The 16118-nt window shown below is 65.7% G+C and carries 23 protein-coding genes and 1 tRNA gene; 12 read left to right on the top strand and 12 right to left on the bottom strand.

The window, feature by feature from the left end:
• The first annotated feature begins 152 nt into the window (after window positions 1-152).
• Window positions 153-1280 carry an ATP-dependent RecD-like DNA helicase gene (locus MRY80_RS11720; protein WP_293291185.1) on the top strand — a complete coding sequence of 376 codons (1128 nt, stop codon included), beginning with the start codon at window positions 153-155 and terminating at the stop codon, window positions 1278-1280.
• Here MRY80_RS11720 and MRY80_RS11715 read toward each other — a convergent pair.
• Window positions 1273-2175: a hypothetical protein gene (locus MRY80_RS11715; protein ID WP_293291184.1), complete on the bottom strand. Its 903-nt coding sequence runs from the start codon at window positions 2173-2175 to the stop codon at window positions 1273-1275. The two genes, MRY80_RS11720 and MRY80_RS11715, sit on opposite strands and share 8 nt — an antisense overlap.
• A 117-nt stretch (window positions 2176-2292) precedes the next feature.
• Between MRY80_RS11715 and MRY80_RS11710 the strand changes: the two genes are divergently transcribed.
• Together MRY80_RS11710 and MRY80_RS11705 are read left to right on the top strand one after the other, a co-directional pair.
• Complete coding sequence (locus MRY80_RS11710; RefSeq protein WP_293291182.1) at window positions 2293-2457, top strand: DUF1328 family protein; 165 nt, start codon at window positions 2293-2295, stop codon at window positions 2455-2457.
• Between the two features lie 116 nt (window positions 2458-2573).
• A complete protein-coding gene (locus MRY80_RS11705; protein ID WP_293291180.1) occupies window positions 2574-3320 on the top strand; it encodes a pyridoxine 5'-phosphate synthase in 747 nt (248 codons plus the stop codon).
• A 4-nt stretch (window positions 3321-3324) separates the two neighbouring features.
• Here MRY80_RS11705 and MRY80_RS11700 read toward each other — a convergent pair whose 3' ends face one another.
• Window positions 3325-3756, bottom strand: coding sequence for a potassium channel family protein (locus MRY80_RS11700; RefSeq protein WP_293291179.1), 432 nt, complete (start codon window positions 3754-3756; stop codon window positions 3325-3327).
• A 127-nt stretch (window positions 3757-3883) separates the two neighbouring features.
• Between MRY80_RS11700 and MRY80_RS11695 the strand changes: the two genes are divergently transcribed.
• The 5 genes from MRY80_RS11695 to MRY80_RS11675 all read left to right on the top strand — a co-directional run bounded on the left by MRY80_RS11695 (window position 3884) and on the right by MRY80_RS11675 (window position 8453).
• Entirely contained in the window at window positions 3884-4717 is an 834-nt protein-coding gene (locus MRY80_RS11695; protein WP_293291178.1) for a hypothetical protein, read from the top strand.
• A gap of 91 nt (window positions 4718-4808) precedes the next feature.
• Window positions 4809-5492 (top strand): TetR/AcrR family transcriptional regulator C-terminal domain-containing protein, encoded by a 684-nt coding sequence (locus MRY80_RS11690; RefSeq protein WP_293291176.1) that lies wholly within the window; start codon window positions 4809-4811, stop codon window positions 5490-5492.
• A gap of 15 nt (window positions 5493-5507) precedes the next feature.
• Complete coding sequence (ilvC, locus tag MRY80_RS11685) at window positions 5508-6527, top strand: ketol-acid reductoisomerase (RefSeq protein ID WP_293291175.1); 1020 nt, start codon at window positions 5508-5510, stop codon at window positions 6525-6527.
• A 159-nt stretch (window positions 6528-6686) separates the two neighbouring features.
• Entirely contained in the window at window positions 6687-7913 is a 1227-nt protein-coding gene (locus tag MRY80_RS11680) for a PLP-dependent aminotransferase family protein (RefSeq protein WP_293291173.1), read from the top strand.
• A gap of 39 nt (window positions 7914-7952) precedes the next feature.
• A complete protein-coding gene (locus MRY80_RS11675; RefSeq protein ID WP_293291171.1) occupies window positions 7953-8453 on the top strand; it encodes a heme-degrading domain-containing protein in 501 nt (166 codons plus the stop codon).
• Between the two features lie 51 nt (window positions 8454-8504).
• Here MRY80_RS11675 and MRY80_RS11670 read toward each other — a convergent pair whose 3' ends face one another.
• Window positions 8505-8987, bottom strand: a complete 483-nt coding sequence (locus tag MRY80_RS11670; protein WP_293291170.1) for a DUF992 domain-containing protein — start codon at window positions 8985-8987, stop codon at window positions 8505-8507.
• Window positions 8988-9159: 172 nt separating this feature from the next.
• Window positions 9160-10374 (bottom strand): hypothetical protein, encoded by a 1215-nt coding sequence (locus MRY80_RS11665; protein ID WP_293291169.1) that lies wholly within the window; start codon window positions 10372-10374, stop codon window positions 9160-9162.
• A 151-nt stretch (window positions 10375-10525) separates the two neighbouring features.
• Between MRY80_RS11665 and MRY80_RS11660 the strand changes: the two genes are divergently transcribed.
• From MRY80_RS11660 to MRY80_RS11645, 4 genes are all read left to right on the top strand, one after another.
• Window positions 10526-11230, top strand: coding sequence for a hypothetical protein (locus MRY80_RS11660; RefSeq protein WP_293291167.1), 705 nt, complete (start codon window positions 10526-10528; stop codon window positions 11228-11230).
• Window positions 11231-11268: 38 nt separating this feature from the next.
• Window positions 11269-12171, top strand: coding sequence for a PhzF family phenazine biosynthesis protein (locus MRY80_RS11655; RefSeq protein ID WP_293291165.1), 903 nt, complete (start codon window positions 11269-11271; stop codon window positions 12169-12171).
• 46 nt (window positions 12172-12217) lie between these two features.
• Window positions 12218-12293: transfer RNA gene (locus MRY80_RS11650), tRNA-Lys, on the top strand.
• 126 nt (window positions 12294-12419) lie between these two features.
• Complete coding sequence (locus tag MRY80_RS11645) at window positions 12420-12782, top strand: hypothetical protein (RefSeq protein ID WP_293291164.1); 363 nt, start codon at window positions 12420-12422, stop codon at window positions 12780-12782.
• Here the strand turns inward: MRY80_RS11645 and MRY80_RS11640 are convergent, their stop codons facing one another.
• Genes MRY80_RS11640 through MRY80_RS11605 form a run of 8 tightly spaced genes read right to left on the bottom strand, consistent with a single transcriptional unit; the run spans window position 12783 to window position 16017 of the window.
• Entirely contained in the window at window positions 12783-13166 is a 384-nt protein-coding gene (locus MRY80_RS11640; RefSeq protein ID WP_293291163.1) for a thermonuclease family protein, read from the bottom strand.
• Window positions 13163-14518, bottom strand: coding sequence for a hypothetical protein (locus tag MRY80_RS11635; RefSeq protein ID WP_293291161.1), 1356 nt, complete (start codon window positions 14516-14518; stop codon window positions 13163-13165). The genes MRY80_RS11640 and MRY80_RS11635 overlap by 4 nt, the downstream gene beginning before the upstream one ends.
• Before the next feature lie 11 nt (window positions 14519-14529).
• Window positions 14530-14856 (bottom strand): DUF6525 family protein, encoded by a 327-nt coding sequence (locus MRY80_RS11630; protein ID WP_293291159.1) that lies wholly within the window; start codon window positions 14854-14856, stop codon window positions 14530-14532.
• A 2-nt stretch (window positions 14857-14858) separates the two neighbouring features.
• The gene (locus MRY80_RS11625; RefSeq protein ID WP_293291158.1) at window positions 14859-15146 is read right to left on the bottom strand and encodes a hypothetical protein; all 288 of its coding nucleotides are present in this window, start codon (window positions 15144-15146) and stop codon (window positions 14859-14861) included.
• The gene (locus MRY80_RS11620; RefSeq protein WP_293291157.1) at window positions 15137-15289 is read right to left on the bottom strand and encodes a hypothetical protein; all 153 of its coding nucleotides are present in this window, start codon (window positions 15287-15289) and stop codon (window positions 15137-15139) included. Before MRY80_RS11620 ends, MRY80_RS11625 begins: the two co-directional genes overlap by 10 nt.
• The gene (locus MRY80_RS11615) at window positions 15282-15542 is read right to left on the bottom strand and encodes a hypothetical protein (protein WP_293291155.1); all 261 of its coding nucleotides are present in this window, start codon (window positions 15540-15542) and stop codon (window positions 15282-15284) included. The genes MRY80_RS11620 and MRY80_RS11615 overlap by 8 nt, the downstream gene beginning before the upstream one ends.
• A complete protein-coding gene (locus MRY80_RS11610) occupies window positions 15539-15790 on the bottom strand; it encodes a hypothetical protein (protein WP_293291153.1) in 252 nt (83 codons plus the stop codon). Before MRY80_RS11610 ends, MRY80_RS11615 begins: the two co-directional genes overlap by 4 nt.
• A complete protein-coding gene (locus MRY80_RS11605) occupies window positions 15787-16017 on the bottom strand; it encodes a hypothetical protein (RefSeq protein WP_293291152.1) in 231 nt (76 codons plus the stop codon). Before MRY80_RS11605 ends, MRY80_RS11610 begins: the two co-directional genes overlap by 4 nt.
• Window positions 16018-16118 lie beyond the last annotated feature (101 nt).

Raw genomic sequence — 16118 nt, 5'->3', positions numbered from 1 at the left:
AACGGAAAAAGTGACCTTACGGCAGTAGCTTATCACCGTTTCCCGTTTCGTTCGATGGGGACGGGCGCATTTATGTCAAACTCCGCATGCGCGTCCAACCGGGCGCCATTCCGGCGTGGCGGTGCGCGAACGAATCCGGTACAGCCCTTTCCATGAAATTCTCCCCGCAACAGGACGACGCGCTCACCTCCGTCGCCGATTGGCTGGCGAATGGCGACCGGCAATTGTTCCGGCTGTTCGGCTATGCCGGAACCGGCAAGACGACGCTGGCGCGCCATTTCGCCGAGCATGTCGACGGGCACGTGCAATTCGCCGCGTTCACCGGCAAGGCGGCGCAGGTGCTGCGGGCCAAGGGCGCGTCGAATGCCAAGACGATCCATTCGCTGATCTACCGGCCGCGCGGCGAGGAAGCGATCGAGAACGAAACGACCGGCAGGACGTCGATGTCGCCGACCTTCTCGCTCAACCGGCAGAGCGACATCGCCAAGGCGAAGCTGGTCATCGTCGACGAGTGCTCGATGGTCGACGAACAGCTCGGCCGCGACCTGATGAGCTTCGGCACGCCGATCCTGGTGCTCGGCGATCCCGGCCAGTTGCCGCCGATCTCCGGCGGCGGGTTCTTCACCGACCACGAGCCGGACTTCCTGCTCACCGAAATCCACCGCCAGGCGGCTGAAAACCCGATCATCCGCCTTGCGATGGACGTGCGGGCCGGCAACGAAATCATGCATGGCGACTACGGCACGACGCAGGTGATCTCCAAGGCCGACGTCGACGCCGAACTGGTGCTGGCCGCCGACCAGGTGCTGGTCGGGATCAACCGGACGCGGCGGCGCTACAATCAGCGCCTGCGCGAATTGAAGGGCTTCACGGCTGCCTATCCGCAGGCGGGCGACAAGCTGGTGTGCCTGCGCAACGATCCGGCCAAGGGGCTGCTCAACGGCTCGCTGTGGAAGGTGATGACCGCCTCGAAGGAGACGGTGAAACCCGGCATCAACCTGCTCGTGTCGCCGGATGACGGCGACACGGATCGCGGCGTCGCCAAGATCAAACTCCTGAAGGCTGCGTTCGACGCGCCGGACGACGAGATCCCGTGGCAGACGAAGAAGCGCTATGACGATTTCGACTATGGCTACGCGCTCACCGTGCACAAGGCGCAGGGTTCGCAATGGGACGACGTGGTGCTGTTCGACGAGAGCTACGCGTTCCGCGACATGCGCAGCCGCTGGCTCTACACGGCGATCACGCGGGCTGCGGAGACGCTGACTATCGTCAAGTAGCGGCGGTTTCCCTGATCTCGAACAGAACCGCCGTGGCGTCGTCGCTCCGCTTCATGCGCGGATAGAGGAGGCCGTCGGGGTCCTCGCGCTTCTCGACGTTGCGCAGCCTTGCGCCGAGGACCGGGAGTGTGTCGCGCTTTGCCGCCTCCACCAGTTCGCCCGGTTCGTAGAGCCCGTAATTCGTCGCCAGCGCCGCAAAGCCGTCGGTGCACAGGAGCCCGGTCACGGGCAGGCGGTCCGACAGCGGGGCGGAGACGAGATGGTCCGCGGCGTCGGGCGCGGCGCCGAGCGTCCAGACGGGGCTCGAGGCGGTGTTGTATTGCGCGCGTCCGGCACGCTGGCGGGCCAGCAGGTGCGGATCGTCGATCAGGCGGGGCAGGTTGCCCAGGCCGCCGCATTGCTCGATCACCAGGCGGGCGGCCTCGCGCTCATGGGCGTCGTTGCCCGGCATGGCCGTGTGGGTGACGGTCGCGTCCTCGCCGTCGGTGAGGATGAGAAGGCAGTCGCCCAGCCCGTAGGTGCGGATGCGCCTGTCTTCGATGCGGACCATCTGGAAGCCGGCCACCGGCAGGTTCCAGGCCGGCATGTCGCGGCCGTTGGCGGCGAAGGTGACGATCCTGCGGGCGAGCGCGTTGGTGGAGCGGACGATGTCGACCATCGAGCGGCCCGGCGCGATCATCTCCTCGAAATGGACCTTGGCGAAGGAGGCGAGCCAGGCGGCGTCGCTGTCGTGGCGGCCGACGACGAAATCCGGGCCGAGGCCGGTCGCGCCGTCGATGACGAAGGCGCACTGGGCCGTCCAGCCCATCTGGTCCTCGTTGGGGCGGTTTTCGGAGCCGGGCAGGCTCAGCGAATCGATGATCGAAAGCGTCAGCATGGCATCGATTGAACGCATCTTCGTTGCAGCGGTTTGACAGTGGGGTGGAGGGCTTCGGTGCGGCTCTGCCCGCAGAATGCAACCAATTCAGGGCAACGGCGTTGGTTTGGCGCAGCCAACAGGAGCCAAGACATCATGCTCAAATGGATTCTGATCCTCATCATCATCGCCGCCATCGCCAGCCTGCTCGGCTTCCACGGCGTCGCGGGCCTCGCCGGAACCGCAGCGCGCGTGCTGATCTTCATCGTGCTTGCCGTCCTGGGCATCATGCTGCTGTTCGGGTTGTTGGCGGTCGCCTGACGGCATTGTGCCCGATACAATTTCGCGGCGGGCGGCGGCTTTCCAATTCTGCGCGGATACAATAGGTCGAAATTGCCGCTTCGCCGGCACGTCGACAATCCGCAAGAATGATCCGCATGCCCGCCAAACTGTCCGTCAATCTCAACGCCATCGCCATGCTGCGCAACCGCCGCGACCTGCCGTGGCCGAGCGTGACCGGGCTTGGCCGCATCGCCATGCAGGCGGGCGCGCATGGGCTGACGGTGCATCCGCGGCCCGACCAGCGCCATATCCGTTTCGCCGACCTTCCCGAGATCCGGGCGCTGCTCGACGACGAGTTTCCCGGCGCCGAATTCAACATCGAGGGCTACCCGACCGAGGACTTCCTCGCGCTTGTCGAGGAAAACGAGCCGGACCAGGTGACGCTCGTGCCCGACGATCCGACGCAATCGACCTCGGACCATGGCTGGGACTTCGCCGGCCAGGGCAATTTCCTGCGCGACTGCGTGCAGCGCCTGAAGGCGAAGGGCATGCGGGTTTCGCTTTTCGCGGACCCCGATGCCGGCGTGACCGGCATGGAGGCGGCCAGGGCGACGGGCGCCGATAGGGTCGAACTCTTCACCGGCCCCTACGGCGCCTGCTTCGACGATCCGAAGGCGGCGGCACGGCAGATCGACCTTCTGGGCGAGACGGCCGATGCGGCCCATGCGGCGGGGCTCGCGATCAATGCCGGACACGACCTGACCGTCGACAACCTGCCGGCGCTGGTGGCGCGCATTCCGTTCCTGGCCGAAGTCTCGATCGGCCACGGGCTGACCGCCGACGCGCTGGAATTCGGCATGGCGGGCGCGGTCAAGCGATTCAACGACGCGCTCGGCGACTGACCGGTCAGAAGTGCTCGCCGGCCTTGAAGGGGCCGACACGCATGCTCGCGGCGACGAGATAGGCCGTCGACCAGCCGATCAGCAGGAAGCCGTTGACGCTTTCCAGGCCTGCCAGGATGCGCCACTGCTCGCTGGTGACGAGATCGCCATAGCCGACGGTGGAGAAGGTGGTCGTCGAAAAATAGAGCGCGGTTTCGAAATCGCCGAAGACGTTCAGCACGTAATAGAAGACCGCCCACAGCCAGACCTCGACGGTCAGCACGGCGAAGATGCCGACGACGACCGTGTTCATGGCCAGCATGCGGCTGCGGCGGCCATTGGCGCGGAACTTGTCGGTCAGCCAGTTCATCGCATGCGTGACCCAGATCAGGCCGAATGTGTGGATGACGACCGTCATGGAGATGACGAGTGTGCCGAGGGCGAGATTGACGAACATCGCGGTGTCTTAGCCGAGGCGTCGGGCGTGTCAATCGCGCCGATGTCCGCTGTGAAATGCCGGATAGAACGGAAAGGAGCCGTTCACCATTTGGCGTTACCCTGTGGCGAAATTGAAGGAGAGCGCCATGTTGCAGCGTCTTTTCTCACGCGGAACGGCGAAGGACCGCATCGGAGCGGCCGTCGAACGCAGCGCCGAAATGGAACAGCGCGACATCCTGCGTGAACGCAGCGCGACGATCCTGGGTCGGTTGGAGCACCGCAAGGCGGAAGCCCGGCGGGCCGAACGCGCGCGCCTGAATGCAGAGCGCGAGGCCGTCGAGCGGGAAGCGGCCGAGTTCGAGCAATGGCAAGCGGCCGAGCGGGCGCTGCCCGAGGCGATGGCGGACACCGAACACCTTGAAGCGCACGAGGCCGAACCTGAGGTGATGCAGGAGGCCGAATTCACCTCATGGGACGAGGAGGCGGGGCCGGACGTGCTCGAGGCGGCCGAGCCGCATTTCGATGCGGGCGAGACGGATGTGCCCGTGGAAACGCTGTTCGCCGACGACACGCCGAGAGCCGCCGTCTATTCTGACGATGACGATGACGATGACGAGCCGTCGCAGGCCTGGGCGGAGGAAATCGAAGCGCCGCTGACGCATGCGCAGGCCAACGACCTGTTTCGTGACAGCGCGCCGCTGCGCGACGACTTCGACCGTGCCAAGGCCGCGGAGCCGCCGATGGAAGCGCATCCCCATGCGTCGGAGGCATCCGGGCACGAGCATTGGGAGACGCATCAGCTCGCCGACGAGGATCCGGAGGTCTACGAGCAGTTGCGGCTGAAGGCCGAGGAGGCCAAGGCCCGCATCGCCAGGCGGCTGGAGATGATGAAGGACGCGGGCAAGGCCCATGACGGGCCGCAGCTCATCGATCTCGGCGCCGCGGCGCCGCCGCTCGCCATGGACGGCGACGAAGACTGACCGAATTCCCCGCGACATTGGGCTTGACCTGACCGGGTGGCGCGCATAGAACGCCCGAACCGTACCGTACGGTACTTGTTTGGATCGCAGCATGCTTGCCCCTGAAACCATCGACGACGCACCCGCCGAGAGCGGCGAGGAGGAGTTCGGCCCGCGCCAGACGGATGTGCTGGACGTGGCGCTCTCGTTGCTGGTCGAGGGTGGCGACAAGGGGTTCACGACCGCCCGCCTGGCGCGCGCCGCCAGCTGCTCCAAGGAAAGTCTCTACAAGTGGTTCGGCGACCGCGACGGGCTGCTGGCCGCGATGATCACCTACCAGGCGAGCAAGGTGCGCGTGTCCGTGCCGCCGGCGGTCAAGCGGGATGCGACGGAGTATCGCCGGCAACTGACCGGGTTCGCGCGCGATCTCCTCACCGTCCTTTCCGGACCGACGTCGCTGGCGCTCAACCGGCTGGCGATCGGCGAGGCCGGTCATGCGGATGCGCGTCTTGGCCGGCTCATGATGGAGCGCGGACGCCACCCGATCGAACAGCGGGCGGTGCGCCTGCTGGAGGCGGGTCGGACGGCGGGACTTCTCGCCTATGACGACCGCCAGGCGGCATTCAACACGCTTTACGGCCTGATCGTCGGCGACCTGCATGTGCGCCTGCTGCTGGGCGAGGCGCCGTCCCTGCTTTCCAGCCAGGCGGATATCGACCTGCAGGCCCGGCGGGCCATCGACCAGTTCTGGCGGCTCCACGCAGCCGCGGAAAATCCAAAGACCAACAACACGTAAGGGAAGGAACAGATCATGCGTGTCTATTACGATCGTGATGCCGATCTCAATCTCATCAAGTCCAAGAAGGTCGCCATCATCGGCTACGGATCCCAGGGCCGCGCGCATGCGCTGAACCTGAAGGATTCCGGCGCCAATGACGTCGCCGTCGCGCTGCGCGAAGGCTCCGCCACCGCCAAGAAGGCGGAAGCGGACGGCTTCAAGGTGATGAGCGTCGCCGAAGCGGCCGGCTGGGCCGACCTGATGATGATGGCGACGCCTGACGAGTTGCAGGCCGGCATCTACAAGGACCACATCGCGGCCAACATCCGCGACGGCGCGGCGATCGCCTTCGCCCATGGCCTGAACGTCCATTTCGGCCTGATCGAGCCGAAGTCGACGGTCGACGTCGTCATGATCGCGCCGAAGGGCCCGGGCCACACCGTGCGCGGCGAATACCAGAAGGGCGGCGGCGTGCCGTGCCTGATCGCGATCCACCAGGACGCTTCCGGCAACGCGCATGACCTGGCGCTGTCCTATGCATGCGGCGTCGGCGGCGGCCGTTCGGGCATCATCGAGACCAATTTCCGCGAAGAGTGCGAGACCGACCTGTTCGGCGAGCAGGTCGTCCTGTGCGGCGGCCTGGTCGAGCTGATCCGCGCCGGCTTCGAGACGCTGGTGGAAGCCGGCTACGCGCCGGAAATGGCCTATTTCGAGTGCCTGCACGAAGTGAAGCTGATCGTCGACCTCATCTATGAGGGCGGCATCGCCAACATGAACTACTCGATCTCCAACACCGCCGAGTGGGGCGAGTACATGTCCGGCCCGCGCATCATCACCGAGGACACCAAGGCCGAGATGAAGCGCGTCCTGAAGGACATCCAGTCCGGCAAGTTCACCTCCGAGTGGATGCAGGAGTGGCATTCCGGCGCAGCCCGCTTCAAGGCGACCCGTCGCCTGAACGACGAGCACCCGATCGAGCAGGTCGGCGAGAAGCTGCGCGGCATGATGCCGTGGATCAAGTCGAACGCGCTGGTCGACAAGGCGAAGAACTAAGGTTCATCGCACCACAGATCGGAAGGCCGCGGGAGACCGCGGCCTTTTTTCGTTGCGGCTCGACGCACGAAATATTGCGTGTATTTTAGGTCAGTAATGTTGACATAAATTGCGCGAAGGCGCATGGTCGGTTCAACAAAATTTCCCGAGGAAACGACCATGGAACATGATCATCGCTTCGCCTCGCGCGAGGGGCGGATGAAGGCGTCCGAGATCCGCGAGCTTCTGAAGCTGCTCGACCAGCCCGACATCATCTCGTTTGCGGGCGGCATTCCCGATCCGGCGCTATTTCCGGCGGAGGCCTTCAGGGACGCCTATGCAGACGCGCTGACCGGCCCGGCGGCGGGCGCGGCGCTGCAATATTCGACGAGCGAAGGGCATCCGGGCTTGCGGGGCTGGATCGCGGAGCAGATGGCCGGGCTCGGCGTTGCCTGCGGTCCGGATAACATCGTCATCACCTCGGGGTCGCAGCAGGCGCTCGACTATCTGGGCAAGCTGTTCCTTTCACCGGGCGACACGGCGCTGGTGACATGGCCGACCTATCTGGGCGCGCTGCAGGCGTTCAGCGCCTATGAGCCGAACTACGACCGGCTGGATCCGATGGGGAACCGCGCGCCGGAGGATTTCGCCGCCGAGGCGCGGGCGAAGGGCGGTGCGGTGAAGTTCGCCTATGTGTCGCCCGACTTCGCCAACCCGACCGGCGAGACCCTGACACTCGGCGAGCGCGAACGGGTTCTCGATCTCGCCGATGCGCTCGACGTCGCGGTGATCGAGGACGGGGCCTATCAGTCGCTGCGCTATGACGGGGAGGCGATCCCGCCCTTGCTGGCGATGGAGATCGAGCGCAAGGGCGACATCGAGGCCTGCCGCACGATCTATTGCGGCACCTTTTCCAAGACGCTGTCGCCGGGGCTGCGCGTCGGCTGGGTGTGCGCCGCGAAGGACGTCGTCTCGCGGCTCGTCATCCTGAAACAGGCCGGCGACCTGCATTCGGCCACGATCAACCAGGCGGCGATGAACGTGGTGGCGCGGAACATTTTCGACCAGCAGGTCGAGAGGCTGCGCGCGGTCTATGGCGCGCGACGCGACCACATGCTGGCGGCGCTGAAACGCGAGATGCCCGAAGGCGTCCGCTGGAGCCGGCCCGAGGGCGGGATGTTCGTCTGGCTGACCTTGCCGGAAGGCATGGACGGCGCGGCGCTGCTGGCGCAATCGCTCGAGACGGCGCGTGTCGCCTTCGTGCCGGGCAGCGCGTTCTTCGCCGACGGAACGGGTAAGAACACCATTCGGCTGTCGTTCTCCTGCGCGCGTGAAGAGATGATCGACCAGGGGATCAAGCGGCTGGGCGAACTGATCCGTCTGGCCGCCGCGCCGGCTGCGGTGTAGGACGCCCGCTTGGAGGACATTCCATCTGGAGGACACGCCATGACGATCACCGAAGACATCGAGACGCTGAAGCGGCAGGAGGAAGCGCTGCGCTTCGACCGGCTGAGCGACGAGGACGCATGGACGCTGGGTTCGGCGATGCGGCAGCGCGCGGCCGAGCAGGGGCTCCCGCTCGTCATCGACATTCGCGTCGCCGGCCGGCCCCTGTTCTATGCGGCGTTGCCCGGAACTACGCCGGACAATCCGGAGTGGGTGCGGCGCAAGATCAATGTCGTCATGCGCTACCACAAATGTTCCTACCGGGTGGGCCGCGAGATCGAGGCGTCGGGCAAGCCGCTTGACGAGGGGCGGGGCGTGGAGCCGATCGAGATGGCGCCGCACGGAGGCTGTTTCCCGATCCACATCAAGGGAACCGGCGTCGTCGGCACTGTGACGGTCTCGGGCATCCCGCAGCGCGAGGACCATCGTTTCGTCTTCGAAAGCCTGTGCGCCTTTCTCGGCGTCGATCCGGCGCCGCTCGCGCTCGGGCCCGAAGACTGAAGCCCAGGCAAGGTCAGGCCGCGGAGAGCGCTCCCCGCGACCCGTTTTTCATCAGTTGGCTGCGTCGAGGCGAAGCGAAGCCACGCCGACGGCGAGGTTGATGCCTTCCTGCGACTGGACGCTGACGGGCTGAAGGGCGATGGATTTCTCCAGGCCGCCGATCAGCACATTGGCGCCGAGGCCGACCACGAATGAGGCCGAAGCCGTCGCGCCGCCGTAATTGCCGGCCAGCGCACCTTCCGAATAGCCGTTCGCCGTGGGGGCGATCACCGCCCAGCGCATCAGCGTGTTCTGCGTCTGGCCGAGGTCGAGGCCGAACTTCTCGATGCGACCCGAATAGGATTCCGTCGCCTGCCCGTCGAATGTCGGGAAGAAGGAGCATTCCAGGGTGCGGCTGGAGACGAGGGCGAAATTGACGCCGCCTTCGACGACGCAGTCGAGCATGCCGAGCTTGACGCGTTCGCCGGCGGAGGCCGGGGCTGCCAGTCCGGCCGCCAGCACGGTTGTGAGGAGAGCCGATTTCAAGGCTTTCATGTGAGTTTCCTGCTTGCTTGATTGATATCGCCGATGCGCTTCGCCCGGCGACAGGGCCCCTCTCTCGCCGGAAATTATGGCGTTGTCGTGCCGTTCGGACGTGAAGAAGGGCCGCGGAGCTGAACTCCGCGGCCCTTGGCGTCCCGAATTGTCAGGGAGGGTGCAGGACGCCTTACTCGGCCGGCACCATCGCGCCGGTGTCGCGCGGTTCGTTGGTGATCAACTTACCGCTGAGCTGGAAGAAAACCTTGATGGTCAACAATTGCACGGCGACGAGCGGGACGTAGATCACGGCATAGGCGATCGAGAACTTGTCGAGGACGCCGAGGCCGACGAGGCCCGGATTGACTAGGAAGTTCGCGAAGACGAACAGGGCGACGCCCGGGCAGATCAGGGTGAAGGAGCCCGACGACTTCTTGTCGCCGCTGACGAAGGTCTCGAAGTAGCGGGCCCGCTTCATCACGGCATAGCCGATGAAGCCGAAGACGAGCTGGATCGAGAACAGGACGGCGAGCAGGGCGAACCTGTCTCCGGCGAGCCATTCGACGCCGAAATTGTGCTCGAGCGCGCTCTTCATGCGGTAGATGGCGATGCCGACGACCGTGACGAAGGGGATGATGATCCACAGCGTCGGCACGGTTTCCGGATTGGCGCGGTGTTCCATCATCGAGCGGAAGCCCATGACGAGGAAGACCATGGCGAAAAGCACGGCGGCTACGATGAAGAAGCTGGCGCCCATGAAGCCGACCACGGAGGTGAGATGGTTGTGGCTCATCGCGGTGCCGGCCGAAAAGCCGACGCCGACCATGGCGAAGGCGAAGACCGCCAGCATCATGGCGAGCGAATTGTTGTTGGCGCAGTGGAAGCCGCCGTCGACCAGCACGCGCGACATGAAGTCGGCGAAGAGGCGCAACGCGTAGACGCCGATCAGGGCGAAGGCGAGCAGCGCGGCCGGGAACAGGAATTCCGCGATCTCCCACAGGCCGGGCACGAAGACCGCGCCGACGATGAAGCCGACATTGACGCTCATGGCGAGCGTCAGCGGGATCGCCATCAACTGCGTCTCGGCGTTGCCGGAGCGCAGCTTGTCGGCGGCCTCGGTCTTCTTCCAGGCGTTGAAGCGGGCGAAGTTCCAGACCAGCAGGCGGACATGCAGGACGGAGAAGAGCGCGATGCCGGCGAGCGACATGACGATCAGCGCCTGCATGGCGAACGAGCCGGACTGGAACGCCGCCAAAAGCGTGGTGAAGGACGGGATGGGCTGGCCCGCATGGGGCGTCATCCACATTATGTACATGAAAAACGACACGGCCAATCCGCCCGCGCCGAGCGCGGAGAGGAAGTAGAGCGGATTGTAGGGTGCCGGTGCAGCCTTGGTGAGGGGCATGATCGGATCTCCGTTTGTATATGCGCAATCTTTTATATAAGTGAAATTACATATAAATTGATCCAGATCAAGCGCGCCGCCGGTGCGGCCATCTTTCGCAGGCCTTGCCGGGCGCACTGGACGCGGACCGGATTTCCGGTAGGAGGGGGCCATGGATGACGCTTCGACAGTGGTGAGGCTGCGCGACGTGACGCTTCGTCTCGGCGAGGGCCCGTTGCGGTACGAGCGGGAGAACCGCGCGGCGATCGACGCGAACTGGGCGCGTCTGAGCGCCGCCAATCCGCGGCTGTGGAACGGACCGTTCTTCCTGTTCGAGGCGGTTTCTCTGACGGGTGATGCGCTGTCGGGAACGGCGCGACGCACGGATTTCGCCACCTTCCTCTACTGGCGCGACCACGGCAAGCCGGGGGAGGCGACGCACATCACCGGATCGTCGATGCCGGTGATGGCCGACGGAGCGTTGTTCGCCGTGCGGATGGGCGCGCATACGGCCAATGCCGGCCAGGTCTACTTTCCCGGCGGCTCCTTCGACGCGGACGACGTGATCGACGGTTCCTTCGACGTGACGCGTAACCTGTCGCGCGAACTGGTCGAGGAGACGGGGCTGGTGTTTCGCGAGGCCGAGGCCGACGCGGATTTCACCGCCGCCAGGGGCGCGAACTCCTATCACATCGCCCGGCGCAACCGGCTGCCTTTCGGTTTCGTGGAGGGGGTGGAGCGGCTGCGCCGCCATCAGGCCGTGACCGGGGACGACGAGATCGAGACCGCTGTCGCGGTCCATGCCGACTGGCGCGACACGGTCTCGCTGAAGCCGCATGCCGGACTGCTGGCCGATTGGCACTTCGCGAATGGCTGATTTTGCGGTAGCGGAGGACCTGGAAAAGGGAGATGCGCATGTCGCGACGCTACGCAATCTATGATGTCTTCACCGATCAGCCGCTGACGGGCAATCCGCTTGCCGTGGTCTTCGACGCGGAAGGGCTGGACGACGCGGCGATGCAGGCGATCGCGGGCGAGTTCAACCTGTCGGAGACGGTGTTCCTGCTGCCGGCCGACAATCCCGCCCATACCGCGCGACTGCGGATCTTCACGCCGGGACGCGAACTGCCCTTTGCCGGCCATCCGACTGTCGGCGCGGCCGTCGCGCTCGGTCACGAGGCGCCGGCGGCGGGCGACAGCCGCCTGATGGTGCTGGAAGAGCCGATCGGGCCGGTGCGCTGCGCGCTGCGGCTCGGCGACGCACCCTATGCCGAATTCGACCTGCCGATCCTGCCGACGCAGGCGCCCTTCGAGGAAGACAAGGCCGTGGTCGCCGCGGCGATCGGGGTGGACGCCACCGATATCGGCTTCGAGAATCACGTCGTCAGCGTGTGGACGGCGGGCAACAGCTTCGTCTGCGTCCCGCTCGCGGGCCTCGGCGTCGCCGAGCGCATGAAGGTCGATCCGGCGCGCTGGATCGACATCGCCCCCGTCATCGACGGCCGTTCGGCGTCGATCTACGCCTATTGCCGCGAGACGATCCGCCACGACTGCGCCTTTCACGCCCGCATGTTCGCGCCCGAGATGGGCCTCGGCGAAGATCCCGCAACGGGCGGGGCGGTGGCCGTGTTCTCCGGCGCGATCGCGCATTTCGACGGGTTGGCCGACGGGCCGAACGCGTTCCTCATCGAACAGGGTGTGGAGATGGGCCGGCCGTCGCAGATCCGCCTGGAAATGGACGCGCGCGCCGGTGCGTTCCACGCCGCGCGCATCGGCGGTCACGCGGTCCGCGTCGCCGAGGGCACATTGGCGATTTGAGGCCCTTTACAAAGCGGAAAAGTGCGACTAGATAGCCGGTCTCCCCGGGTGTGTAGCTCAGATGGTAGAGCAGCTGACTCTTAATCAGCGGGTCCACGGTTCGAGCCCGTGCTCACCCACCACAAATTCCTCAAGCATGACAACTGCTTGACTGATGTCTCCCGATAGAACAGGATGAGAACGTGTGCCGGACATGTGCCGGCACACGGCACACGCAAAAGCACACGGCAAAATCAGCGGGTCTGTACGTGATGGGGGCATTGTGGTTTGTGATCGGCGGCGTGTGCGTCGCTGCGATTTTCGCTTGGTCAAGGCTGAAGTCGAATGCGTCGCGCCGTGTTGTGCGAGATCCCCAGGACCGGGCGATCTTGTTGGCTCGCGAAATTCCAGGCATTCCCGAAAGGGCGATCGAGTTTCTCGCTGAGGCGAACGATGCGACGCTAGGCAGTGTTGCTGGCGTTCTCGCCTTCGCGCTGCGCTACGACCGGCCGATTGATCCAGCCGTTCTGCAGCAAACTGTTCTATATGCGCCGCCGGAACTGGTGCAGTTTCTAGCGAATGCAGGCCCGGCCGAGAAGCATCGATTAAATCAACTTCTGCAGGTGATGTAGTCAGCTGCACCATTCCACCTTGTGACCCGGCCACGGGCGGGCGAGGGCTTCGTCGACGAGCTGACGGCCGACGTCGTGGCCGGCGGCGGTGACGCTGGCGAGCGTTCGGCCGAAGGGATCGGTTCCGGTGCGGGTCAAGCGGATCTCGCCGGTCAGCAATTGCGCCAGGCGCTGCGTCGCGGCGCGGCCAAGACGGGCCTCGAGCGCGCATCGCGGATGACTGACTTCCGGCGCATCGATGCCGACAAGCCGGATCTTCTCGCGGTTCAGCCAGAAGGTGTCGCCATCGACGACGCAGGTGACGCGCCGGCCCTCACCGCAGATCGGCATGGCCGCAGCCGGCGCGACAGCGGCAAACAGCAGTACGGTAAGCGCGAACCTCACCGCGCCACCTCCTTCAGGTGCTTCACCTGGGCGTCGAACCAGGTTTCGGTTTTCGTCACCGCGTTGCGGGCCTTGGCGGGATCGAACTTGGTGACGTAGTGGCGCAGGATGCGCGTTTCCCTGGCGAAGCGGTGGCCGGACAGGTTGCCGATCTCGGCGTCGTCGCAGCCGGCATAGTCAGCCCAGGACAAGGCGGTGTCGCGCAGATCCTGGTCGCGGAAATCGGCAAGCGAAGCGACCGGCTCGAAGCCCTGCAGGGCGGCGGCGAGATCCGTCGCGCCGAGCAGCTTGCGATCGGCCTCGCCGGGCCGGCCAGTCGCGGCGATGTCGCGGCCGAGGCGGAACAGCTTTCGATACCAGTCCGGCCGCAGAGGCTTGCCGGCGCGTTCATCGACCACGACGCGGGTCGGCGTCACCGTCCAGCCCTCGCGCCGCTTGCGGGCGGCCTGCAGGCGCGCCGCGACGATGCGGGCGAGCGGAATGATCAGCCGTTCGCCGGTCTTCGACTGCAGCCACAACACGCCGTCCGGCCCGATCTGGCGTTGCTCGAGCGACAGCCGGTCGCCCTGGCGCTGCGCCGAGAACAGGGCCAGCCAGACGCAGTCGGCCATTTCCGGCCGGCCGATCCGATCGAAGACGTCGGTCAGCGCCAGCATCTCCGGCACGGTGCCGACGCGCACGCGCTCGTCTGGCACGGGCAGGCGATCGGTCAAAGACCGCATCGGATTGACGGATGCGCGCCTGGCGGCGATCGCGCGATCGAAACTCTGCGCAACGAGGGTGCGCACGCCGCGCGCCATGGACAGGCCGCGGGCGATCTCGACGCGATCGAGCAGTTCGCCCATCGCGTCCGGGCCGCACGCCGAAAGGGGGCGGTGCCAGGTGTGCGCGGCCTCGACGTCCTCGAGCGCGGCCATGCAGGTGCGATAGAAGCGCACGGTGTGCTCGGCGCGGGGCTTGCGCTTCTTGCGGCCCTCGACCATTTCGCGGCCCTGGTTGCGCGGATCGTTCTCGACGAAGTCCGTCACGATCTCGCACAGCGTGGTGAGCGCGGCGCGGTGTTTCGGCCGGGCCGCCCGCAAGCGGCGCGTCGTCGGCCTCGCCTCGAGCGCCTCGCCTGCGGCTCGTTGCCGCTCGGCGCGGCGACGCTCGGCGATCTCGACCTGCTTGGCGTCCGACCAGGCCTTGCATTCCTCCACCGTGAACCACTCGCCGTTGTCGTGGCGCAGATCCTCGCCCTTGTAGCCGAGCTTTCGGAACGAGGCGGACGGAAACCAGCGCGGCCGGCCGTCGCGCCAGGTCACCAGCGGGATCTTGATGATGACGGTTCCCATGTTCTGCCCTGCCTGCATGGTCCTGTCTCCTATCTAGCCTTGCGTTTCGGGGGGCTGTCAAACCAGTCGCGCTTGCGGCGCGACGGTTGAGCGGCGAGAAAGTCGGCGGCTTGATCGCCGAAGTCCTTTTTTGCGTCCTTACGCGCCGCGCTCATGTCGTCGCGCATTATCATGTCGCTCAGCTGATTGGCGCCGATCCCGTCCCGACGCCGCGCGGTGACGTAAGGCTGCGTCGCCCAATCCATCAACGCGTTGCGCATGGTCTCACGCACCGAGGGCGGCAGCTTGTCGTAAGCCTTCATGTGGTTTTCGAGCGTGGAACGGTAGCTTCCATGGGTCGCGTTTCCGGCGGCCATCGTCAGTACGCTGTCAGCTGCGCGCCGGGGAAAACGCGATCGACCCAGTCGAGGAATATCTGCGCGATGTCCTCGCCGGGGCGCGCATCGGGCAGGCCCGGCACGAGGAAGGTCTCGCCGTCGCTGGCCAATTGCGCCGACGCGCAGACCTGCATCTTGAACGTGCGATCGTCCAGCGCCGGGAAATCGAAAACGTTGTCGGTGAAGGCGATGGTGCGGCGCGGCGGGATGTCGTCCGGGTTGCAAAACCCGATTTCACCGGACTTGTAGGCATAGGCGATCAGCGGCATGGGGTTTTCTCCTTTCGTGCGGAAAAGCCGTGGAGGCGGAACTGGCGGCCGGCTTCGAGGAAGCAGATGCCGGCGAAGGCGAGGACGATGCCGATCGCCACCCACACGGCGGCGACCACCAAGGCGGCGCAGGGGTCAGCCATCGGCCTTGCTCCTCGCGCGTTCGTCCATGACGGCCAGCGTGTTGCGGCCCTCGCCGGTGAGGACGAGAGGCACGCGCGCGCCGGCGATCTCGGAGACCAGGCTCTTGTGGCGCAGGCGCGCGACCATGGCGTTGGTGATGCGCCACGGTTCGCCGCCGAGACCGTAGCCGCCGCGCCGGCGCTTCAGGCGCCACATGCCGATCTTGCGCAGCGCGTCGCGCTCGGCGGCGGTGAGATCCCTGGGATCGATCATGGCCGCTGCTCCCTTGCCGCGATGCGCGCGTTCAGCTCGGCGGTCAGGGCCTTCGCCACGTCGGTGATCTCGACAGACACAACGGCGCCGCACGGATCGACCAAAACCAAGGAAACAGCCTCGCAGCACGAACAGGGCACAATGTCGTAGAAGCGTTCTTCCGGCGGATCGTCGCTAAAATCGGCCTCCCGGTGACGGAACTCCATCACGACGCTTGCGGTGACCGGTCTCATCGATCTCGGGATCATGACGCTTCCTCCACCAGGTCGGCGGGGAGGTAGGTTCCGCCGTTGGTTTCGATCCAGCGCTCGACGGCGGGGCGCGACCAGCCGTTGATGCCGGGCAGCTTGCGGGGGAAGCCGCCTTCCTCCTCGAGGAGCAGGCGCTTGTTGCGAAACGTGTTTTCGGACTTGTAGCCGAGCAGGCGCGCGACCGCGTCGGCCTTGATCACCAGCCTGTTTTCAATGTGTTCCATGGGTAAAACGCTCCGTTTCGTGGCAAATCGGGCTGATTTGCATGGGAAAAAATGTGGAGCATTTCACATTATGTCAAGAAAATTCGCGTGAAAATGTGACA

Origin of the sequence: Oricola sp., from assembly GCF_022763245.1 — a bacterium.
In the GTDB taxonomy this organism is placed as follows: Bacteria; Pseudomonadota; Alphaproteobacteria; order Rhizobiales; family Rhizobiaceae; genus Oricola.
This window is presented reverse-complemented; position numbering and strand designations above follow the sequence as displayed.